General features: G+C 65.3%; 23 protein-coding genes. 10 read left to right on the top strand and 13 right to left on the bottom strand.

Translation table 11 applies throughout. The features are described 5' to 3' along the window. Nucleotides 1-85: 85 nt before the first annotated feature. From I6F24_RS21685 to I6F24_RS21650, 8 genes are all read right to left on the bottom strand, one after another. Nucleotides 86-286, bottom strand: a complete 201-nt coding sequence (locus I6F24_RS21685) for a hypothetical protein (RefSeq protein WP_036011854.1) — start codon at nucleotides 284-286, stop codon at nucleotides 86-88. A 294-nt stretch (nucleotides 287-580) separates the two neighbouring features. Then, nucleotides 581-2,722 (bottom strand): flagellar biosynthesis protein FlhA, encoded by a 2,142-nt coding sequence (flhA, locus tag I6F24_RS21680; protein WP_036026806.1) that lies wholly within the window; start codon nucleotides 2,720-2,722, stop codon nucleotides 581-583. Between the two features lie 353 nt (nucleotides 2,723-3,075). Then, nucleotides 3,076-3,378: a copper-binding protein gene (locus I6F24_RS21675; RefSeq protein WP_036026805.1), complete on the bottom strand. Its 303-nt coding sequence runs from the start codon at nucleotides 3,376-3,378 to the stop codon at nucleotides 3,076-3,078. A gap of 17 nt (nucleotides 3,379-3,395) precedes the next feature. Beyond that, entirely contained in the window at nucleotides 3,396-3,851 is a 456-nt protein-coding gene (locus tag I6F24_RS21670; RefSeq protein ID WP_036026804.1) for a cupredoxin family protein, read from the bottom strand. 32 nt (nucleotides 3,852-3,883) lie between these two features. Continuing rightward, nucleotides 3,884-5,218 (bottom strand): copper oxidase, encoded by a 1,335-nt coding sequence (locus I6F24_RS21665; RefSeq protein ID WP_036026811.1) that lies wholly within the window; start codon nucleotides 5,216-5,218, stop codon nucleotides 3,884-3,886. Between the two features lie 13 nt (nucleotides 5,219-5,231). Next, entirely contained in the window at nucleotides 5,232-6,659 is a 1,428-nt protein-coding gene (locus tag I6F24_RS21660) for a TolC family protein (protein WP_036026803.1), read from the bottom strand. Between the two features lie 9 nt (nucleotides 6,660-6,668). Next, nucleotides 6,669-6,944 (bottom strand): hypothetical protein, encoded by a 276-nt coding sequence (locus tag I6F24_RS21655; protein WP_036026801.1) that lies wholly within the window; start codon nucleotides 6,942-6,944, stop codon nucleotides 6,669-6,671. 75 nt (nucleotides 6,945-7,019) lie between these two features. Continuing rightward, nucleotides 7,020-7,442: a hypothetical protein gene (locus tag I6F24_RS21650; protein ID WP_225156479.1), complete on the bottom strand. Its 423-nt coding sequence runs from the start codon at nucleotides 7,440-7,442 to the stop codon at nucleotides 7,020-7,022. Between I6F24_RS21650 and I6F24_RS21645 the strand changes: the two genes are divergently transcribed. Further along, a complete protein-coding gene (locus I6F24_RS21645) occupies nucleotides 7,417-7,662 on the top strand; it encodes a hypothetical protein (RefSeq protein WP_162130852.1) in 246 nt (81 codons plus the stop codon). The genes I6F24_RS21650 and I6F24_RS21645 overlap by 26 nt on opposite strands. Continuing rightward, a complete protein-coding gene (locus tag I6F24_RS21640; protein ID WP_036026810.1) occupies nucleotides 7,616-8,881 on the top strand; it encodes an MFS transporter in 1,266 nt (421 codons plus the stop codon). Before I6F24_RS21645 ends, I6F24_RS21640 begins: the two co-directional genes overlap by 47 nt. Here I6F24_RS21640 and I6F24_RS21635 read toward each other — a convergent pair. Next, nucleotides 8,878-9,285: a DUF4864 domain-containing protein gene (locus tag I6F24_RS21635; RefSeq protein ID WP_036026798.1), complete on the bottom strand. Its 408-nt coding sequence runs from the start codon at nucleotides 9,283-9,285 to the stop codon at nucleotides 8,878-8,880. The two genes, I6F24_RS21640 and I6F24_RS21635, sit on opposite strands and share 4 nt — an antisense overlap. Nucleotides 9,286-9,507: 222 nt before the next feature. Here I6F24_RS21635 and I6F24_RS21630 point away from each other — a divergent pair, with 222 nt between their 5' ends. Beyond that, on the top strand, nucleotides 9,508-9,885 hold the full coding sequence (locus tag I6F24_RS21630) for a PRC-barrel domain-containing protein (RefSeq protein WP_074448090.1): 378 nt from the start codon (nucleotides 9,508-9,510) through the stop codon (nucleotides 9,883-9,885). 194 nt (nucleotides 9,886-10,079) lie between these two features. On the opposite strand, the gene I6F24_RS21625 is transcribed toward I6F24_RS21630, so the two are convergent. Together I6F24_RS21625 and I6F24_RS21620 are read right to left on the bottom strand one after the other, a co-directional pair. Beyond that, a complete protein-coding gene (locus tag I6F24_RS21625) occupies nucleotides 10,080-10,295 on the bottom strand; it encodes a hypothetical protein (protein ID WP_036011828.1) in 216 nt (71 codons plus the stop codon). Nucleotides 10,296-11,049: 754 nt separating this feature from the next. Then, nucleotides 11,050-11,682: a TetR/AcrR family transcriptional regulator gene (locus I6F24_RS21620; protein WP_036026796.1), complete on the bottom strand. Its 633-nt coding sequence runs from the start codon at nucleotides 11,680-11,682 to the stop codon at nucleotides 11,050-11,052. A gap of 252 nt (nucleotides 11,683-11,934) precedes the next feature. Here I6F24_RS21620 and I6F24_RS21615 point away from each other — a divergent pair, with 252 nt between their 5' ends. From I6F24_RS21615 to I6F24_RS21605, 3 genes are read left to right on the top strand one after another with little or no spacing between them, the layout of a single operon-like run. Then, nucleotides 11,935-12,432: a (2Fe-2S)-binding protein gene (locus tag I6F24_RS21615; RefSeq protein ID WP_036011822.1), complete on the top strand. Its 498-nt coding sequence runs from the start codon at nucleotides 11,935-11,937 to the stop codon at nucleotides 12,430-12,432. Then, on the top strand, nucleotides 12,429-13,484 hold the full coding sequence (locus I6F24_RS21610) for a xanthine dehydrogenase family protein subunit M (RefSeq protein ID WP_225151667.1): 1,056 nt from the start codon (nucleotides 12,429-12,431) through the stop codon (nucleotides 13,482-13,484). The genes I6F24_RS21615 and I6F24_RS21610 overlap by 4 nt, the downstream gene beginning before the upstream one ends. After that, nucleotides 13,477-15,732, top strand: a complete 2,256-nt coding sequence (locus tag I6F24_RS21605; RefSeq protein WP_225151665.1) for a xanthine dehydrogenase family protein molybdopterin-binding subunit — start codon at nucleotides 13,477-13,479, stop codon at nucleotides 15,730-15,732. Before I6F24_RS21610 ends, I6F24_RS21605 begins: the two co-directional genes overlap by 8 nt. A gap of 178 nt (nucleotides 15,733-15,910) precedes the next feature. Here the strand turns inward: I6F24_RS21605 and I6F24_RS21600 are convergent, their stop codons facing one another. After that, the gene (locus I6F24_RS21600) at nucleotides 15,911-16,459 is read right to left on the bottom strand and encodes a cupin domain-containing protein (RefSeq protein WP_018646206.1); all 549 of its coding nucleotides are present in this window, start codon (nucleotides 16,457-16,459) and stop codon (nucleotides 15,911-15,913) included. A 161-nt stretch (nucleotides 16,460-16,620) separates the two neighbouring features. On the opposite strand from I6F24_RS21600, the gene I6F24_RS21595 reads away from it, so the two are divergent. Continuing rightward, nucleotides 16,621-17,949 (top strand): aspartate aminotransferase family protein, encoded by a 1,329-nt coding sequence (locus tag I6F24_RS21595; RefSeq protein ID WP_036035964.1) that lies wholly within the window; start codon nucleotides 16,621-16,623, stop codon nucleotides 17,947-17,949. A gap of 66 nt (nucleotides 17,950-18,015) precedes the next feature. Further along, entirely contained in the window at nucleotides 18,016-19,281 is a 1,266-nt protein-coding gene (locus I6F24_RS21590; protein ID WP_225151663.1) for a D-amino acid dehydrogenase, read from the top strand. A 150-nt stretch (nucleotides 19,282-19,431) separates the two neighbouring features. On the opposite strand, the gene I6F24_RS21585 is transcribed toward I6F24_RS21590, so the two are convergent. Next, complete coding sequence (locus I6F24_RS21585; RefSeq protein ID WP_192893337.1) at nucleotides 19,432-20,088, bottom strand: XRE family transcriptional regulator; 657 nt, start codon at nucleotides 20,086-20,088, stop codon at nucleotides 19,432-19,434. Between I6F24_RS21585 and I6F24_RS21580 the strand changes: the two genes are divergently transcribed. Together I6F24_RS21580 and I6F24_RS21575 are read left to right on the top strand one after the other, a co-directional pair. Continuing rightward, nucleotides 19,976-20,218 carry a hypothetical protein gene (locus I6F24_RS21580; RefSeq protein ID WP_162130851.1) on the top strand — a complete coding sequence of 81 codons (243 nt, stop codon included), beginning with the start codon at nucleotides 19,976-19,978 and terminating at the stop codon, nucleotides 20,216-20,218. The two genes, I6F24_RS21585 and I6F24_RS21580, sit on opposite strands and share 113 nt — an antisense overlap. A gap of 48 nt (nucleotides 20,219-20,266) precedes the next feature. Next, on the top strand, nucleotides 20,267-21,025 hold the full coding sequence (locus I6F24_RS21575; protein ID WP_036011803.1) for an ABC transporter substrate-binding protein: 759 nt from the start codon (nucleotides 20,267-20,269) through the stop codon (nucleotides 21,023-21,025). Nucleotides 21,026-21,035 lie beyond the last annotated feature (10 nt).

Below are 21,035 nucleotides of genomic sequence, written 5' to 3'. Positions count from 1 at the left end.
GGGTTGGGGTCGTCTACATATCCACGTGGCGACTTTGGGGGGCTGGTAAAGAGCCGCGTGAATTCACAAAACTCGTCAGATCTCCTTAGCGAACGAGGGACGCGTTCGAACTGGTGACAACGACCGGCTTGCCGGCCTTGATGACGCGGGCGGTCTGGGTCAGGCCTTCATCCGAACCCGAGCGTGCCGTAATGCCGAGGCCAGCCACCGCGATCCCTGCGACGAGGGCGACGACCACGATTTTCAAATGGGTCGCGCGATCTGCGCTGTAGATCGAGTGGTTCATGGAAGCCTCCTGCCGCCATCTACCCGAAGTAGTCGCCGGCCATTTGAGGCAGGTTCATGCTTCCGGTGCCCATCAACCTAGTATCGGGGGGATTCGTTCCCAAGGGGCCATCACAAGGGCGTGATATGACGTGATAGATCGCGATCAAAGGCGGCCCTTGATCGTTCTTTTACATAATTATTTCAAAGATGTAATGAGCCTAGTGCCGGGTTTTTGAGGCCTTGGTCGACAAGGCGCCAGGAACTCAAAAACCATTTGCCTGTGGCTGAAAAACACACGGCTTCTTAAGGCAAATCAGATGCTTCCGACGGTTTTCAGCCTCGCCCTGGGGTGGATTTCGGCCTGCGACAGCACGGTGGTCTGGGCCCGGAACCGTTCCACCAGGGAGCGCACGAAGGGCCGAATGGAAGCGGAGGTGACCAGCACCGGCGCCTCGCCTTCGCGGGCGGCGCGCTCGAAGGCCTCGCGCACGGCAGTCATGAATTCCGAGAGTTTCGAGGGCTGCATGGCAAGGCTCCGCTCCTCGCCCTGGCCGATGATGGATTCGGCAAAAGCCTGCTCCCATTTCGCCGACAGTGCGATCAGCGGCAGATAGCCGGCGTAGGAGGTGTTCTGCGCGCAAATCTGCCGCGCTAGGCGGGCGCGGACGTGCTCGACCATGGTCGCGGGGTTGCGCGAGAAGGCGAGCGAATCCGCAATGCCTTCGAGGATGGTGGAGAGGTCGCGGATCGAGATGCGCTCGGCGAGCAGCAGCTGCAGCACGCGCTGGATGCCGGAGACCGTGACCTGGCCCGGGACGATGTCCTTGACCAGCTCGCTCTGCTCCTTCGGCAGCTCCTTGAGCAGCTTCTGCACCTCGCCGTAGGACAACAGGTCCGACATGTTGGCCTTGAGCAGCTCGGTGAGATGGGTCGAGAGCACGGTCGCGGCGTCGACGACGGTGTAGCCCTTGAGCGAGGCCTCTTCCTTGAGGCTGGCATCGACCCAGGTTGCGGGCAGGCCGAAGGTCGGCTCGGTGGTGTGGATGCCGGGCACCTGCACCTGGCTGCCGCCGGGATCCATGACCATGAACTGGTTCGGCCAGATCTTGCCGGTGCCGGCGTCGACCTCCTTGATCTTGATGATGTAGGTGTTGGCCTCGAGCTGGACGTTGTCGAGGATGCGCACCGCCGGCATCACGAAGCCCATCTCGATCGCGAGCGAGCGGCGCAGCGCCTTGATCTGCTCGGTGAGGCGGTCGGTGCCGTCGGGGCCGTTGACCAGCGGCAGCAGGGCGTAGCCGAGCTCGATCTTGAGGTCGTCGATCTTGAGCGCGGCCGAGATCGGCTCTTCCGTCGCGGCAGCGCCCGGCGCACCCGGCGTTCCCGGAGCGGGCGCGGCGTGAACGGCGGCTTCGGCCTTGGCCGCCACGCGGTTGCGGTTGCGGGCGTTCCAGGCCAGCGCGCCGGCGCCGGCGCCGAGCGCGAGGAAGGGCAGGGTCGGAATGCCCGGCAGCGCCGCCAGCACCAGCATCACCGCCGAGGACATCGCCAGCGCCTGCGGATAGCCGGAGAACTGCTTCATGAGCGCCTTGTCGGCGGCGCCGGAGACGCCGGCCTTGGAGACGAGCAGGCCGGCCGCGGTCGAGACGATCAGCGCCGGTACCTGAGTAACAAGGCCGTCACCGACGGTCAGCAGCGTGTAGGTGCGCCCCGCGTCGGCGAAGGACATGCCCTGCTGCGCGACGCCGATGATGATGCCGCCGACGACGTTGATGAACACGACCAGGAGGCCGGCGATGGCGTCGCCCCGGACGAACTTGGAGGCGCCGTCCATGGCGCCGAAGAAGCCGCTCTCGTCCTCGAGCTCCTTGCGCCGCTCCTTGGCGACCTTCTCGTCGATCAGGCCGGCGCCGAGGTCGGCGTCGATCGCCATCTGCTTGCCGGGCATGGCGTCGAGGTGGAAGCGGGCGGCGACTTCGGCGATGCGGCCCGAGCCCTTGGTGATGACGACGAAATTGACGACGATCAGGATGGCGAAGACGATGATGCCGATGACGAAATTGCCGCCCATCACGAAGTTGCCGAAGGCCTCGATGACGTGACCGGCGGCGGCCGTGCCCTCGTGCCCGTGCGACAGGATCAGCCGGGTCGAGGCCATGTTGAGCGAGAGCCGCAGCATGGTCGAGATCAGGAGGACGGTCGGGAAGGCCGAGAATTCCAGCGGCGCCTGGATGAACAGCGACGTCATCAGGATCAGGATCGAGAGCGTGATCGAGATCGCCAGGAACACGTCCAGCACGATCGCGGGCAGCGGCAGGATCAGCACCACCAGGATGGTGAGAACGCCGAGCGCCAGCGCGATGTCGCCGCGCTTGAGGACGGTGACGATGTCGTTGAGGGAAGGGATCGAGGGCCTTGCGCTGCCTACGCCCTGTCCTGCGGTGACGTCGACCATGGTAGCTGCCTCCCCGCGCGACTGCCGTCCGCGCGCCCCAAACGTCTGCGCGGCAGCCGACGGGCCGCCGTTCCGAAAGTGAGGCACCGCACTGGCGTCCACGGGAGCTCCCGTTCTAAACGCGGCCGACGACACTCGACTTCACCCGGCAATTCTTGCCGGGTGTATGGTTAGCAAAGGGTTAACGGAGGGGTGGGAGGAGCTCAGACCGGGATGTTTCGGGGGCGGGTTGTCATTCCGGGGCGATGCGGAGCATCGAGCCCGGAATCCATCGGGCCGCAGGTATGGTGGTGAAATGGATTCCGGGCTCGCGCCAAGAGGGCGCCCCGGAATGACGGGCAGGCGAGGCTGCCCTACTTCGCCTTCTGCATCTTGGTCACCGTGTAGCCCGACGACCCTTCCTCGGCCTCGAAGGTGATCTTGTCGCCGACCTTCACCTGCTTGAGCATGGCGGGATCCTTGACCCGATAGACCATGGTCATGGGGTCCTCCATGCCGAGGCTCTTCGCCGGTCCGTGCTTGAGCGTGATCTTGCCGGCGCCTTCGTCGATCTTCTTCACCTCGCCGCTGATCGCCGCGCCTTCGGCGGCGAGGGTTGCAGTCGCAAGGCCGACGGTCAGCGCCAGCGCCGAAGCGATACGGATAATGCGGTTCATGTGGATCTCCTTTCGCGTTACTTCACGGTGACCTGGCCGACCATGCCGTACTCGCGATGGTCGGGAATGAGGCACGAATATTCGAAGGTGCCGCGTTTGCTGAACTTCCAGAGGATCTCGGTCGTCTTCTTTGGGGCAAGCCGCGCCGCATTCGGCTCGTCGTGCTCCATGTGCGGATGCTTCTTCATCTGATCCGCATGCGCGAGGTTCTCCTTGGTCGTGGCCAGCAGGAATTCGTGGTCCTCCTTGCCGACATTGCGCAGCACGAAGCGGATCTGCTCGCCGCGCTTGACCTCGATTTTCGCGGGCGTGTAGTCCATCTCGTTCATCAGGATTTCGATAGTGCGCGCGGGCTTCCTGGGATCGCCGGGCTCGCCGGCCGAATAGTTTCCGTGCCCGTGCTTGTCGTGAGCGAAGGCCGGCGCGGCCGAAAGTGCAGCCAGCGCGAGGGCGAGCTTGAGCGTGATCTTCATCGTAGTCTCCGGTTGGTGGTTCATCGAAACGCTCACATCTTGTGCTTCATCGGCGGACTGCCGGATTTCTGCCGCGCCGGCTCGGGGGCGGGTGCGGCGACTTCGTAGGCGACGGTGCCTGGCGGGAATTTGTACGGACCGGGATCGCGGTAATCGTCGCGTGCGAGGTCTTCGCGGATCTTCATCACGGTGAACATGCCGCCCATTTCGATCGGCCCGAACTGGCCGGTGCCCGTCATCATCGGCAGCGTGTTGTCGGGCGCGGGCATCTCCATGTTGCCCATCGCCATGCCGGTCGAGCCCATGGCCATGCCGTCCGGCGCCAGCTTGCCGACGGCCTTGGCGAGATCCTTGCGCGACACGCCGATCAGGTTGCGCACGTCGTGTCCCATCGAATTCATGGTGTGGTGCGACTTGTGGCAATGGAACGCCCAGTCGCCGGGATTGTCGGCGAGCACGTCAAACACCCTGATGGCGCCGACCGGAACGTCGGTGGTCGTCTCCGGGATCTGCGCGCTTTCCTGAATCCAGCCGCCATCGGTGCAGGTCACCGCGAAGCTGTGGCCATGCAAATGAATCGGATGGTTGGTCATGCTGAGATTGCCGATGCGCACGCGCACCTTGTCGCCGAGCCTGACCGGCAGCGGATCGATTCCGGGAAAGACCCGCGCGTTCCAGGTCCACATGTTGAAGTCCGTCATCTCGTTGACGTGCGGCAGATAGGTGCCGGGGTCGACGCGATAGGTGCTCATCACGAACACGAAGTCGCGGTCGACGGCGCGGAAACTCGGGTCGCGCGGGTGCACGATGAACATGCCCATCATGCCCATCGCCATCTGCACCATCTCGTCGGAATGCGGGTGGTACATGAAGGTTCCGCTCTTCTTCATCTCGAATTCGTAGACGAAGGTCTTGCCCGGTTCGATGTGCGGCTGGTTCAATCCGCCGACGCCGTCCATGCCGCTCGGGATGATCATGCCGTGCCAGTGCACCGTGGTGTATTCGGGTAAGCGGTTGGTGACGAAGATGCGCACCTTGTCGCCCTCGACGGCCTCGATGGTCGGGCCCGGCGATTGCCCGTTGTAGCCCCACAAATTCACCTTCATTCCTTCCGCGAACTCGCGCACCACCGGCTCGGCGACGAGATGGAATTCCTTCCAGTCGCCGTTCATGCGGAACGGCAGCGACCAGCCGTTCAGCGTGACCACGGGTCGATAATCCGGGCCGCTGCTCGGATGCAGCGGCGGCTGCATCACCACCTTGTCCATGGTGGGTGCTTCCGGAATCGACGCGGCCTGGACGCGGCCTTGAATAGCGGATGCGCCGACAAGCGCGGCGGTGCCTAAAAATCCTCGGCGGGAAAACATCTTGGCCTCCGTCTCAGTGGCCGCCGCCTTCGGCAGGAGCTGCCGCGGCAACGGTGGTTGGATTGTCGCCAACGGCGGCGGGCAGACCGCCGCCGTTGACAGCGGTCTGCAGATCGGCCTGGGCGAGGAAGAATCTCTGCCTGGCGTCGATCGCGCCGCGCAGCGCCGCGAGGCGCTGCCGCGCTTCGGTGAGCAGCGCGAAGATGTCGACCTGCATGCTGGAGAAGCGCAGCTGCATCTCCTCGGTGATGATCTTGCGCAACGGGATGATCTCGCGCTGGTAATGGCCGGCGATGTCGTAGGTGGAGCGGTAGACGCGATAGGCGTCGCGCGCCTCGGACCGCACATTGACGGCCCGCTCGGTCAGGCGGTTGAAGGCGAGGTTGTAGGTCTCGGCGGCTTGGCGCACGCGCACCTCGCCGCCGTCGAAAATCGGAATCTGGAACTGCAGGTCGAAGCCGCGCTCGCGGAACGGCGGCCCTTCCGGATCCTGGGTGCGACGGGAGATGCCGGCGAGATCGAGCAGCGTCACGAAGCGCGTCGCCTCGGTGAGGTTCAGCGCCTTCGCCAGCGCGGCCAGCTCCAGCCGCGCGATCTGCAGGTCGATCCGATGCGCCACCGCGTCGGCTTCGATCGTGGGGAGCGCCAGCGGCCGGCGCGGCAGCGGCGGCAGTTGATCGGGCAGGCGGAAGTCGAGACCGTCGTCCCAGAGCCCCATCAGGCGCGCCAGCCTTTCGCGCGCGCTTCCCGCCATCTGCCGCGCGGTGGCGAGGTCTGCGGTGGTCTCGGCATAGAACACCTGCTCGCGCGCTTGGTCGAGCTTGTTGAGCGAGCCGGTCTCGCCGAGCTTGAGCGCGAGCTGTGCGGTCGATTCCGCCGTCGCCTTTGCGTCGGTCAGCAGCCCCACCATCTCGTTGGCGGCAACCGCACGGACATAGGCGCGGCGAACGTCCGAGGCGAGCCGCAGCGTCGCCAGCGCGGCGCGCAGCTGCGCACCGCGGAAGCGTTCGCGGGCGATCTCGGAACGGAACGGCAGGGTGGCGAGCGCGAGGATATCGCCGACCACCTGACGCTCGATCTCGCTGGCGCCATTGCCCGTGATGCGAGAGACCGCGAACACCGGATTGGCCGGCAGGCTCTGCTCGACCAGCTCGGTCTCCGCCAGCGCCAGCTCGTTGTAGGCGGCCTGCAGTCCCTTGTTGTTGAGCAGCGCGATCTGCACGGCGGCGTCGACGCTGAGCGTGCGCGAGAGCAGCTGGCGGACACGGGCGTCGACCGCGGCGGCGCCTTCGGCCGAGCGCACGAAGGCGACGTCCTTGTTGATGGTCCGGCTCGTCAGATCCGAGACGTCGGTCATGCCGCCGTCGGGCGAGAACGCGGCGCAGCCGGACATGCTGAGCGCGGCGATGACGAGCAGGCCTCGCGCAAGGTGGGGTGTCATGGCGCGCTCCTACCGCTCTTGCTTCGGCTGCGGCGTCACCGCCTCGTTGCGGCCACGCCATGGTGCCGGCGTCGCAGGCCGCAGGCTGGTATAGGGCGCGATGGTCGAGCGATAGCCGATTGGGGCCACCTTCGCCGCGGGATCGGCGGGATCCGCGCTGGCCATGTGCGTTGTTGCCGGCATGCAGCCGGACAGGGCACCCAAGGCCAGCAGCAGCCAAATGAAACGTGAGTGTCGATCACCCACCGCAGATGCGGCAGATTTCGCCCCGGAAAGCGCAACCATGTCTTAATTCCTGATCTGGAGACCACAGGTTCGCGCGCGCAAAGCGCGCATCGAAACCGACGCCGTCATGTCAGATCAGGCGATGGGGGGACGGTAGTGCTGGGGCGGCGCCGCGCTGTGCAGGCTGGGCACGATCTCGGGCGCACAGGTCGACATCGGCCGGAGCGGCGTGGCGAGGCTGGGCAGATCGGCCGGCAGCGCGCTGACGCACATCATCGCACAGCAGGGGCCCACAGTTCGCTTGCCGTCGTGATGATTCGGAGCAGGTGCGTCCTTCGCAGCGGTCTGCGAAGGCGTTCCCGCGTGCTCGTGCGGAACATCGCCAGGGTTCGCAGCCATATCATGGCTCGCAGCCATATGGTGATGCGCCGGAACGAGGTCAGCCAGGGCATCGTCGCCGAGGCAGGGCGCAGCACTGCCCCAGGCGAGGCTTGCGGCCGGCGCGAGCACGCAGAACAGATAGGCGAGGGCGATGATCCGCCCCACCCTGATCCGCATCGATCGCGTCAATCGCATCAACATTCCGCCGATAGGCTCCTCGCGCGGCAATGTTGCACACGCTTGTTGCAAACTAATGGCAAAAGACGCATTCGCCAAGAGCTTATTACCGCAGCGCACCGCGCATGCCCAATATCGCAGCAAGATGGTTGACCATGCGGCGGTCCGCGAACATGGTCCTGCCCGTGCACGCGCCAAATCATCCAGGGCAAACACCTGACGCCTTCACCCCTGACTCCCGTCAGGCCTGGGTGCGGCTCGTCATTGCCCTCGTGATCGGCTCGATCGGCGCCGTCGGCATGTGGGCAGTCGTGGTCGTGATTCCGATCGTGCAGGCCGAGTTCGCTGCCACGCGCGGCGCGGTGTCGCTGGCTTTCACCCTCATGATGTTCGGCTTCGGGCTCGGCGGCGTGATCGCCGGCAAGATCACCGACCGGTTCGGCATCGTTCCGGCGATGGCGATCAGCATCGCCTTTCTCGGCGTCGCCAATGTGCTCGCGGGCCTGTCCGGCCAGCTGTGGCAGTTCGTGGCGGCTTATTTCTTCATCGGGCTCGGCACCTCCGCGACCTTCGCGCCGCTGATGGCCGAAGCTTCGCACTGGTTCGAGCGCTATCGCGGTCTTGCCGTGACCATCGTCGCCAGCGGCAATTATGTCGCCGGCGCGATGTGGCCGCCGATCGTGAGCTGGGGCACGCAGGAGATCGGGTGGCGCTACACCCATATCGGCATCGGCATCGTCTGCGCCGGCCTGATGACGGTGCTGGTGCTGATCCTGCGCGCGCAGATGGGGCGCGACACGGTCCACGATCATGCCAACGCGCCGCCGCCGCGGGTCGATCTCAGGCTGTCGACGAATACGCTGACCGTGCTGCTCTCGATCGCCAGCATCTCCTGCTGCGTGGCGATGGCGATGCCGCAGGTGCACATCGTCGCCTATTGCGGCGATCTCGGTTATGGCGTCGCGCGCGGCGCCGAGATGCTGTCCTTGATGATGGGCTGCGGCATCGTCAGCCGGATCGGCTCGGGCTACCTCGCCGACAAGATCGGCGGCATCTACACGCTGCTGGTGGGATCGTTGGCGCAGGGCTTTGCGCTGGTGTTCTATCTGTTTTTCGACAGCCTGACCTCGCTTTATCTGATCTCCGCGATGTTCGGCCTGTTCCAGGGCGGCATCGTGCCGAGCTACGCCATCATCGTGCGCGAGGCGATGCCGGCGAGCGAGGCCGCGACCCGCGTCGGTATCGTGATCTTTGCGTCCGTGTTCGGCATGTCCTTCGGCGGCTGGGTGTCCGGCGTCATCTTCGATGCCACCGGCTCGTACGCGGCGGCATTTGCCAACGGCGTGGCATGGAACGCGCTGAACATCGGCATCGTCGTGCTGCTCTTGATCCGCGCGCGGACGGGCTCGGTCAAGACCGGCCCGGGCTTTGCCACCTAAACGGCCTGTCCCGCCTTCAGCAGCGAGCAGCCGGTGATCTTGTAGCTGCCGTCGCCCTGCTGCTCGAGCGTGTAGAGCGCCTCCCAGGCCTCGCCATTGGCATCGACGATATGAACGCGCTGGGCGATCCAGCCGCCATCGCTCTTGCTCTCGCCAAATTCGAAACTCTTGTGGCGATAGACCGGCGCGTAGCCGTTCTGCACCATGGACATGAAGATGTCGGGTGCGGGAAAGATCTCCTTGATCGCCGGCGCCGCATAGGAATAGGCCGCCGTCGCATCGTCGCGAACGAAGGCCTGCTCCTGGGCGCGGATGACGCTCTGGGCCGCCGCGACATCGCCGGCAAACGCCGAAACGTGATGACAGGCAACAATGAGAGCGACCAGCAAGGCTGCGATGCGCATGACAGGCTCCGCGTTGAGTATCCCGGCGGAGGCGATGCTAGCACATCTGCGGCGCCAGGGCGTGCACTCAGAAATCACGCGCTGGGTTTGAACGCTCCAGATGCCGACTCATCCGGGACAGCGGCGCAACAGCAGGCAGCTGCGACATGTTCTCCTAAGGCAGGAACGGCTCCGCGATGGCCGAGTTAAGCCGGCAAAACCACCTTACCAAGGAGCAAAGTCATGGCCCGTGCAACAGCACATCCGGATCATCACTGCATCTCAAGCGAGGACATTGAGGGAACCGAGGTTTATGGAGCAGATGGGACGAATATCGGCGAGATTGATCACCTCATCATCGACAAGGTGTCAGGCCGCGTGGCTTATGCGGTCATGAGCTTTGGTGGATTTGTGGGCTTGGGTCACAGCCACTACCCGATTCCCTGGGGCGCTCTGAAATATGACACGTCGCTTGACGGTTTCCGAACCAATATCACCGAGCAACAACTGAGGGATGCGCCTGAGTTCAGCGATGACTCCTGGGAAGATCGAGACTGGGAAACGCGAACTCACCGGTATTATGGAACGCCAACCTACTGGGAAGGGCGAGGTGGCCTATAACGCCAGCGGCGCGTCAGGACAGCTGAACTGACGGCGGCACAAACATCAGAGGTCGTGCAAGTCGCCGATCGGCCAGAAGCTGATTCCTGCGTCGCGTTGAAATGGCGCTACCCTGTTTAGTGCCGATGGCGAGATCATACTGCGCCATAGTTGGCGTTTTGATCGACGGGATGTTCGAAAGCACGGGCCGAGAGCTACGGTATCAGCTCTCTCAAAATGTGATCGCGGTGCGCGAGGTGCCGCGCCAGTGTCAGCCGAAATGTTTCGCCGATAGCGCGAGCCAAGCTCGTGTCGTGCCCCGAAAGCTCAAGGTCCGCAATTCGAACCTCCTGCTCGGAAAGGTGTCGGTCGGCCAGTGAAATGTGCTCTTCGGCTTCCGCCAGATGGCGAAGCGCCATGGCGCGATCCATTTGTCGCTCCCATGCATAGATGCAGGCGGGAGCACGATTGGTCTCTCAGCCACCGACGCCTACGGCACGGCCTTGGCCGGTGATGACAGGCAAGTTATCTCAGCAAACTCGGCGCAGCAATCCTTTGAAGTTGCTCTAATCAGAGCGGTTACGGATCTGCGACAGGTCGGTTCGCGCTCCAGCAAGTCCTGCTGCACGGCCATGGCTCGCCATTGCCGGGCGGCTTCGCGCAGGCTATGGGCCACCACGTTGTCGCGCGTTAGATCAGCAAGCTTTTCGCGTCCATCGGCTCGCTCTAGCATCTGGTCTGGCCAGCATTGTCTAATCCGGTTTTCCGATGAGGCCGATATGCCTGCCACGGCCCGGAAGTGCATTCAGGTGTGTTAATGAAGCCTTTACGTTCTTGGAAACGGCTCGCGGCTTGAACGCTGCGCCACCCTGGTCAACTTTGTTTCGTCCTCATTCGGAAACGGCTCTTGAGTCTTACGGCCTAGAAACGTATCCGGCTTTGGACAGCGTTGAAGCACCTCGGTCGCCTCCGCCACGACCTCGCGGGCACGTTGAAGCGCCAGACGATCCTGTCTGAGCGAATTGGTGAGCCGGGGCAAATTGAGAACTGGCGCCATGCCTGAACCTGCCATGTCGCAAGTCGAAGCGATGTATCAAATGATCCTTTGAATCGGATTAGGTGACAACAGTTCCATGTTTAGCGAAGTCCGCTCGGGGTCAGCGGCTCCCATCGGCAAGCTCCAGCCTAGCGCTTTCGCTTCGTCGCAGGCTTTGTCGTCATCGACGAGCGGGCCTTGCTGGGAGGCCGCACGCGCAAGCCGTCGACGAACACGTCGAGCAGACGCAGCGCCGTCGCCTGCCAACCGGGCTGGTCGTGCACGTAGCACATGCCGAAGAAGGCGCGCAGCAGATCCTCCGGGTTGATGTCGGCGCGCATCTCGCCGGCTGCGATGGCGCGGTCCAGCAGCGAGCCGATCGCCTTGGTCAGACGCTCGAAGGAGAAAGCATGCAGCTCCGACCCGCTCTGCACCGCGAGCGCGAGCGCTGCCATCATCCCCTTCTTGGTCGCAACAAACTCGACCCCTGATCGCAGCCAGCGCCGCAGCGCCTCGACCGGATCCTTGGCATTCTTCAATTGCTCGGCCAGCTCGCTGAGCTGCTCGACCTCGCGGCGGTACACCGCCTCGAACAAGGCCTCGCGCGTCGGGAAATGCCGATACAGCGTGCCGATGCCGACCCCGGCGCGCTTGGCCACCGCTTCCAGGCTCGCCTCCGAACCGCCCGCGCTGAACACCAGCTTTGCCGCTTCGAGCACGCGCTCGCGATTGCGCACGGCATCGGCGCGGGGTTTGCGGGTCTGGTCGGTGTGGTCGTCCATGGCGCGCAATGTAGATCACGAATTGGTTAGATTGAACCCTCGCCGGACCCGCGCAGGGCTGCATCGCGTTGGTGACGCACGCGCTTTTGACGAATTCCAGATTTTTCCGCACCGGCCTTGTTAAGCGGAGGCTGCCTCCGTATCTTCCGATCAAGCGTCGGCCGCATCGTGTTCGGCCGGCGCTATTCGACGGCGGCCACGGCGATGGCGCGCTGCGCGATGACTCATGTCCAAATCTGATCGGAGCCTTGTATGAACCACTCCATCAGCCTCACCGTGAACGGTGCGCGGCGCGATTTCGTCCTCGACGATCCGCGCGTCACGCTGCTCGATCTCCTGCGTGAGCGCCTTCATCTGACCGGAACCAAGAAGGGGTGCGACCGCGGCCAATGCGGCGCCTGCACCATCCTGGTCGACGGCAAGCGCATCAATTCCTGCCTCGCGCTCGCCATCAGTCATGACGGGGCCGACATCCTCACCATCGAAGGCCTCGCGCGCGGCGACCAGCTCCATCCCGTGCAGGCCGCCTTCATCGCACATGACGGCTTTCAATGCGGCTTCTGCACGCCGGGCCAGATCATGAGCGCGATCGGCATGATCAGAGAAGGCCAGGCCGGCAACGATCCCGAGCGCGTCCGCGAATGCATGAGCGGCAATCTGTGCCGCTGCGGCGCTTACGTCGGCATCGTCGATGCCGTGCTGGACGCGCAAGGACAGATGGACGAGACCAATCAGAGGCGCTCCGCATGAAACCGTTCGACTATGTCAGGCCGGCCACGGTCACTGAAGCCGTTGCTGCCGCGGCCCAGCCGGGCGCGGTGTTTCTTGCAGCCGGCACCAACCTGCTCGACCTGATGAAGGGCGGCGTCAGCCGTCCGGACCGGCTGGTCGACGTCACGCATCTCGATGGGCTCGATCAGATCGAGACCCTCTCGGACGGGTCATTGCGCATCGGCGCGCTGGTGCGCAATGCCGATCTCGCCCATGATGTGGACTTCGCGCGGTCCTATCCCGCCGTGGCCGAAGCGCTGCTCTCCGGAGCGTCGGCTCAATTGCGCAATGCCGCCACCGTCGGCGGCAATTTGTTGCAACGGACGCGCTGCGCGTATTTCTACGACACCGCCAGCCGCTGCAACAAGCGCGCACCTAGCTCCGGCTGCGACGCGCGCGACGGTGAGAACCGCAGCCATGCCGTGCTCGGCTGGAGCGAGAGCTGCATCGCCACGCACCCCTCCGACTTCTGCGTGCCGCTGGTCGCGCTCGATGCCATCGTCGAGATCGAGGGCAGAGACGGCCGGCGCGAAATCGCGCTCGACGAGCTGCACCGCCTGCCGGGCGATGCGCCCGAGCGCGAGTCGGTGCTCGAGCCTGGCGATCTCATCGTCGCGGTACGCCTGCCGGCCGCCGCGCGCGGCTTTGCCGCGCATGCGCGTTACCTCAAGGTCCGCGAGCGCACCTCCTATGCCTTTGCCGTCGTCTCGGCTGCGGCCGCGCTGCGGATCGAGAACGGCAGGATCGCGGAAGCACGGCTCGCGCTCGGCGGCGTCGCCGCAAAACCCTGGCGCGCTCGCGCAGCGGAAGACGTCCTCAAGGGCGTTGCGCCGGCGGCGGACGCGTTCCAGGAGGCGGCCCGGCGTGCGCTCGAGGGCGCAAAACCGTCCGGCGACAACGCCTTCAAGATCGAGCTCGCGCGCCGCATCGTCGTGCGCGCGCTGACCTTGGCCGCCGCCGGCACGCCCGCGCGTATCCCCGCGCTGCCGGCTTCTCCCTTTGCCTCGACGTCCGGAGCCCTCCATGTCTGAGCTCAATTTGACCAGTGCGCCCGCCCATCTCAGGCACGGCTCGAATATCGGCCAGCCGCTGACCCGCCGTGACGGCATCCTCAAGGTGACGGGGCAGGCAAGCTATGCCGCGGACAATCATCCGCCCGGCATGCTGTTTGCCGTGATGGCCGTCTCGAGCATTGCGCGGGGCCGTGTGGTCTCGCTCGATGTCGCTGCCGCAAAACGCCATCCCGGCGTCGTCGACGTCATGACGCCCGATCACAAGCCAGCGCTCGCGATCGACCCCGACCTCAAGACCAATCCGTTCGTATTCCGGATGGAGGTGTTGCAGAGCAATGAGGTCCGCTACGCCAATCAGGCGATTGCGGTCGTGATCGCTGAAACGCTGGAGGCCGCGACGGAAGGCGCCGCGCTGCTGGCCCCACGTTACGAGGTGCAGCCTGCGCTGGTCGGCCTCGATGCCGGCGAGAGCTTCGTGCCGCCGGTCGTCGGCGTCGGTAATCCCACGGAAAGCCATCGCGGCGATGTCGAGGCGGGCCTCGCCGCGGCCGACAAGCAGATCGACGCGATCTACGAGACGCCGCCGCAATATCACAATGCCATGGAGCCGCACGCGATCGTGGCGCGCTGGGAGGGTGACAAGCTCTTCTTGGACACGCCGAGCCAGGCCATGGTGATGGCTCGCGGCCGCGTCGCCGAGCTGTTTGGCCTCGCGCCGGAGAAGATTCACATCCGCAGCCCGTTCCTCGGCGGCGGCTTCGGCTCGAAGGGCTTCCTGACCGGGCCGCAGATCCTCGGCGTGATGGCGGCGAAGCTGGTCGGCAGGCCAGTCAAGCTGGTGCTCCGCCGCGAGCAGATGTATGGCCCGGTCGGCCACCGGGCGCCGACGCGCCAACGCCTGCGCCTCGGCGCCGATGGCGAGGGCCGCCTGACTGCGCTCGATCATCACGCGCGAACCGTGTCGAGCACCTTCGACGATTTCTACGAGCCCGCCGCCGATGCCTCGCACACGCTCTACGCGGCGCCCGCGATCCGCACCTCGCACGATGCCGTGCGCGTCAACACCGGCACGCCGCTGTTCATGCGCGCGCCGGGCGAGGCGACCGGCTCGATCGCGCTCGAGAGCGCGATCGACGAGATGGCCTGGGCCTGCGGCATGGATCCGCTCGCTTTCCGCCTGAAGAACTACGCCGAGGTCGAGCCGATGACGGGGCGGCCGTTCTCCTCCAAGGCGCTGCGCGCCTGCTACGAGCAGGGCGCCTCGCGCTTCGGCTGGGCCAAGCGTCCGCTGCAGCCGCGGCAGATGCGCGACGATGCCGGCCTTCTGGTCGGCTGGGGCATGGGTACGGCGACCTTCCCGGCGCTGATGTTCCAGGCCGAGGCGCGCGCGGCGATCCGCCGCGACGGCTCCGGCGTGATGGAGATCGGCGCGCATGACATGGGGCAGGGCGCCTGGACGGCGCTGGCGCAGATCGCGGCCGATTCCGTCGGTCTCGACATCGACCGCCTCGACTTCAGGTCCGGCACGTCCGACCTGCCCGATGCCGGCATCGCCGGCGGCTCGGCGCACACGGCAACCGCAGGCGCTGCGATCCACAGCGCCGGTGCCGCCGTGATCGGAAAGCTCGCCGATCTCGCCACAAGCGACGAGCGCTCGCCGCTGTTCGGCGCCGGCAATGCCGGCGTGATCGCGCGCGACGGCAGGCTGATCCGCCGCGACGATGAGAGCCGCAGCGAGAGCTATGCCGGGATTCTGGCGCGCGCGGGCGTTGCCGAAGTGGAGGCGCGCGGCACCGGCGCGCCGAACCCTGCGGCGATGGAGCAATATGCGATGCATGCCCATGGCGCGGTGTTCGCCGAGGTGAAGGTCGATCCCGAGCTCGGCCAGGTTCGCCTCACCCGCATGATCGGCGCCTTCGCCGCCGGGCGCATCGTCAATCCGCGCATGGTGCAGAGCCAGTTGTTCGGCGGCATGATCTGGGGCCTGTCCTTCGCGCTGCACGAGGCGGCGATCACAGACCGCCGCAGCGGACGGATCATGAATGCCAATCTCGGCGAGTACCATATCCCCGTGAATGCCGACGTGCCGCCGCTCGACGTCATCACCGTCGAGGAGCACGATCCGCACGTGAATGCGCTCGGCATCAAGGGTGTCGGCGAGATCGGCATCACCGGCAGCGCCGGCGCGGTCGCCAACGCGGTCTGGCACGCCACCGGCGTGCGCGTCCGCAACTTTCCGATCCGGATCGAGGAACTGCTGACGTAGCTCTAGCTCTTCCGAAACAGGCGGCCCCGGAGTGCCTAGGAGTCCGGGGCCATAACCTCAGCACCTTTGCGCGAGGCTGCTCGGCTACGGCTCCCAACATATCAAGCTGCGGTTCGCGGAAATTGCGGTGGCTCAATATCCGCTAGATCCTCGGCTCCGTACGATTGCGGAGGGACCGTCAGAACGTCGGCGGCGTGCAGGCCGAGATCACCTCGCACGGTTTGCCGCCGACGCAGCGGAAGCGATGCGGGCGGCGGCTCTCGAAATAATAGGCATCGCCGGGATTGAGGATGCGGCGCTCGTCCTCGACGGTGACCTCGAGCTTGCCCGAAATCACGATGCCGCCTTCCTCGCCGTCATGGACGAGATGCACGCGCCCGGTGTCGCTGCCGGGCTCGTAGCGCTCCTTCAGGATCTGCAGGCTGCGGCCGAACAGATTGTCGCCGACCTGCCGGTATGAGATCGGCTTCTTGCCGACTTCGGTGAGCTCCTCGGCGCGGTAGAAGATCTTGCGCCTGGACTCCGGCTCCAGCGCGAAGAACTCGGCGAGCCCCATCGGGATGCCGTCGAGGATGCGCTTGAGCGCGCCGACCGAAGGGTTCATCTGGTTGGATTCGATCAGCGAGATCGTCGAATTGGTGACGCCGGCGCGCTTGGCCAGCTCGCGCTGCGACAGCTTGTGGCGCGCCCGGATGAATCGCAGCCGTCCACCGATGTCGACGCTCATGTTCTGGTCCTTGCCCTGGGTCCCGTGTTGCAGGTGTTGCGGATCGCGCAAATATGGACCGGCAGCCCCAGTTAAATCAATGGTTTGCAGGTCACCAGAAAAGGACTTGTTGCGCCATCCAAGCCATGGCTCAGCTATGGGGTCAGCACAGGAGCGCGGCCGTGACCCTTCATCAGATTCCGAACACCATCAAGACCGATTCGTACTGGATGCCGTTCACGGCCAATCGGCAGTTCAAGAAGTCGCCGCGCCTGTTCTCCTCGGCCGAGGGCATGTACTACACCAGCGTCGATGGCCGCCAGGTGATCGACGGCTCCGCCGGGCTCTGGTGCGTCAATGCCGGCCACGGCCGCAAGCAGATCGCCGCCGCCGTCGAGCGCCAGCTGATGACGCTGGACTTCGCGCCGTCGTTCCAGATGGGCCATCCGCTGGCATTCGACTTCGCCGAGCGTCTCGCCGAGATCGCCCCAAAGGGCCTCGACCGCGTCTTCTTCACCAATTCCGGCTCCGAGTCGGTCGACACCGCGCTGAAGATCGCGCTGGCCTATCACCGCGCCAACGGCCAGGCCAGCCGCACCCGCCTGATCGGTCGCGAGCGCGGCTATCACGGCGTCGGCTTCGGCGGCACCTCGGTCGGCGGCATGGTCGCCAACCGCCGCGCCTTCACCACCCTGCTGCCAGGCGTCGACCACATCCGCCACACCCATGATCTCACCCGCAACGCCTTCGCCAAGGACCTGCCCGAGCACGGCGCCGAGCTCGCCGACGATCTCGAGCGTCTGGTCGCCCTGCACGGCGCGGAAACGATCGCCGCCGTCATCGTCGAGCCGGTGCCGGGCTCGACCGCGGTGTTGCCGCCGCCGAAGGGATATCTGCAGCGCCTGCGCGAGATCTGCGACAAGCACGGCATCCTCCTGATCTTCGACGAGGTCATCACCGGCTTTGGCCGCCTCGGCACGCCGTTCGCCGCCAACTTCTTTGGCGTCACGCCGGACCTGATGACCACGGCCAAGGGCATCACCAACGGCACCGTGCCCTGCGGCGCCGTGTTCGCCAGCCGCAAGGTGCACGACGGCATGATGACCGGCCCGGAGAACCAGATCGAGCTGTTCCACGGCTACACCTATTCGGCGCATCCGGTCGCCTGCGCCGCGGGCATCGCGACCCTTGACATCTACAAGGACGAAGGCCTGCTCACGCGTGGTAGCTCGCTCGCCGAATACTGGCGCGATGCGCTGCATTCGCTCAAAGGTCTGCCGAACGTCGTCGACATCCGCAATTGCGGCCTGATGGGCGCGGTCGAACTCGCACCGCGTGGCGGCGTGGTCGGCGCGCGCGGCTACGACATGCTGGTCGAATGCTTCAACAACGGCCTCTATCTTCGCACCGGTGGCGATTCCGTCGCGATGTCGCCCCCGCTCATCGTCGAGAAGAGCCACATCGACCAGATGATCTCGATCCTCGGCGACGCCATCAAGAAGGTGGCCTGATAATTGCTCTCGCCGCTAGCGAGTTGTGTCCTTGCAGCGGCGAGCGCCGCGGGAGTTTGACGAAGCGTGAAAGTTCTGATCCTCGGCAGCGGTGTCATCGGTGTCACCTCTGCCTACTACCTCGCGCGTGCCGGCCATGAGGTGACGGTCGTCGACCGCCAGCCGGAGCCGGCACTGGAGACCTCCTTCGCCAATGCCGGCGAGGTGTCGCCCGGCTATTCCTCGCCCTGGGCCGGCCCCGGCGTGCCGGTCAAGGCGATCAAGTGGCTGTTGATGAAGCACGGCCCGCTGGTGATCCGGCCGAAGCTCGATCCGGTCATGTGGGTCTGGCTGCTCAAGATGCTGCGCAACTGCACCAGCGCGCGCTACGCGGTCAACAAGAGCCGGATGATTCCGATCGCGGAATACAGCCGCGATGCCTTGCGTGATCTGCGCCGCGACATCGGCATTCAGTATGACGAGCGCTCGCAGGGCACGCTGCAGCTGTTTCGCTACCAGGCCCAGCTCGACGGCACGGCCGAAGACATCGCCGTGCTCAAGCAATACGGCGTTCCCTTCGAAGTGCTGAACCGCGAGGGCTGCATTGCGGTCGAGCCGGCACTTGCCGGCGTGAAGGAGAAGTTCGTCGGCGGGCTCCGCCTGCCGCAGGACGAGACCGGTGACTGCCACATGTTCACGCAGGCGCTGGCGAGGCACGCCCAGGCGCTCGGCGTGCGCTTCCTGTTCAACACCTCGATCGACCGTATCGTCACCGATGGCGCGCGCGTCAGCGGTGTCGCCACCAGCGCCGGCCTGCTGCAGGCGGACGCTTACGTGCTCGCGCTCGGCAGCTGGTCGTCGCGGCTCCTGGCGCCGCTCGGTATTTCGCTGCCGGTCTATCCGGTGAAGGGCTATTCGATCACGGTGCCGATCAAGGACGCCTCCGCCGCGCCGGAATCCACCGTGATGGACGAGAGCTACAAGGTCGCGATCACCCGCCTCGGCAATCGCATCCGCGTCGGCGGCACCGCCGAAATCTCCGGCTATTCGGACAAGCTCTACGACGCACGCCGCGCCACGCTCGATCATTCGCTGACCGACCTGTTCCCGCGCGGCGGCGACCTGTCCAAGGCGACGTTCTGGAGCGGCCTGCGCCCGATGACGCCGGACGGCCCGCCCGTGATCGGCCGGACCCACTACGCCAACCTCCACCTCAACACCGGCCACGGCACGCTCGGCTGGACCATGTCGTGCGGCTCGGGCCGCGTGCTCGCCGACATGCTGTCGGGCAAGAAGCCGGACATCGACGTCAGTGCGTTGTCGGTGGAGCGGTACAAGCACCGGTTTGGCTAAGGCTCTATCCCCTCGTCATTGCGAGGAGCCCTTGCGACGAAGCAATCCAGGCTGTCTCCGCGGTGAGACTCTGGATTGCTTTGCTGCACTCGCAATGACGGCGTGGAGACGCCGCGGATTTCTTCCACCCGCCGCGTGCGTTGAAAGCAGCTACCCCGCCCCCGTCACGCAATTCACCCACAGCACCACGGCCTTCGCATCCCGCGCCGGATTGGAAAACCGGTGCGGCCGTCGGCTCGCGAAACGAAAACTGTCGCCCGTCTTCAGCGACCACGTCTGGCTGTCCACCGTCAGCATCATCTCGCCTTCGAGCACGAGCCCGGCCTCTTCGCCGTCGTGGGTGTAGAGCTCATCGCCGGTGGAGCCGCCGGGCTCAAGATGCACCAGGAACAGATTGAGCTTGTTGTCGCTGCTCGCCGGGCTCAGCAATTGCTTGGACACGCCCGTGCGCCACAGCTTCAATTCGGGCCGCTGCACTCCGCGCGTCACCACCTGATCCGATGCGCCGTCGGCGCTCGGGCTCGCGCCGAACAGCGCGGCGATGCCGACGCCGAGCACGTCGGCGAGCGTCGCCAGCACCCGCAGCGACGGCGACGACAGCCCGCGCTCGATCTGGCTGAGGAAGCCGATCGACAGCTCCGTGCGCGCGGCGACCGTCTCCAGCGAGAACTGCCTGACTCGCCTGAGATCCCGGATGCGGCGGCCGACCGCGACGTCCATCGCCGGCTCGGCCGGTTTGGCAGCGGCTTTGGCTTTCACCTTGGCCGGCCTGTTCCTGGCCGGCTTTGCGGCGGCCGGTTTGCGCATTCTTTTGCCACCGCTCACGTCAAACCGCTTTCTTCATGTGCATGAAAACCGCTTGCATCACCCGCGAAAGTGTGACCAAATTTTCATATTGGTGAAAATAGGCCGAAACGGGCCGGCCCGCAACGTTTGATCGCGACATGCGCGCGCCGCCGCCGACCAGGCCCAAAAGGGGGATGCGATGAAGCGTTTTGTTCAGGCCGCAGTTGCGGCGCTCGCCATTGCCACAGCGGTGCCGGCAGCGGCGCAACAGGCTCTGAAGGTCGGCTCGACTCCGACGGGCATTCCCTTCACCTTCCTCGACACCAAGACCAACACCATCCAGGGCATCATGGTCGATCTCATCACCGAGGTCGGCAAGGATGCCGGCTTCAACGTGCAGATCGAGCCGATGGCGTTCTCGGCGCTGATCCCCTCGCTGACTTCGAGCAAGATCGACATCATTGCGGCAGCGATGTTCATCACGCCGCCGCGCAAGGAGGTCATCGACTTCTCCGACCCGATCTACAGCTACGGCGAGGGCCTCGTGGTGCCGAAGACCGACACCAAGGCTTACGCCACGCAGGAGGACCTGAAGGGCGAGACTGTCGGCGCCCAGGTCGGCACGGCCTTCGTCGACGCGCTGAAGAAGACCGGCCTGTTCTCCGACGTGAAGGCCTACGACACCATCCCGGACATCCTGCGTGACGTGAACACCGGCCGACTCAAGGCCGGCTACGCCGACTATCCGATCCTCGCCTACAATCTGAAGCAGGGCGGCTTCCCCGAGGTGCGCCTGGTCGACGGCTACAAGCCGGTCACGGTCGGCTCGGTCGGCATCGGCGTGCGCAAGGGCGAGAGCGCACTGCTCGGCAAGATCAACGCTTCGCTGGCGAAGCTGAAAGCCAACGGCACCATCGACAAGATCCTCGATAAATGGGGCCTGAAAGCACAAGGTTGATCGATAGAAG

Source organism: Bradyrhizobium sp. BRP23, from assembly GCF_020194135.1.
Lineage (GTDB): Bacteria > Pseudomonadota > Alphaproteobacteria > Rhizobiales > Xanthobacteraceae > Bradyrhizobium > Bradyrhizobium yuanmingense.
Note: the sequence above shows the minus strand (reverse complement) of the source record. Positions and strands in the feature narration are given on the sequence as shown.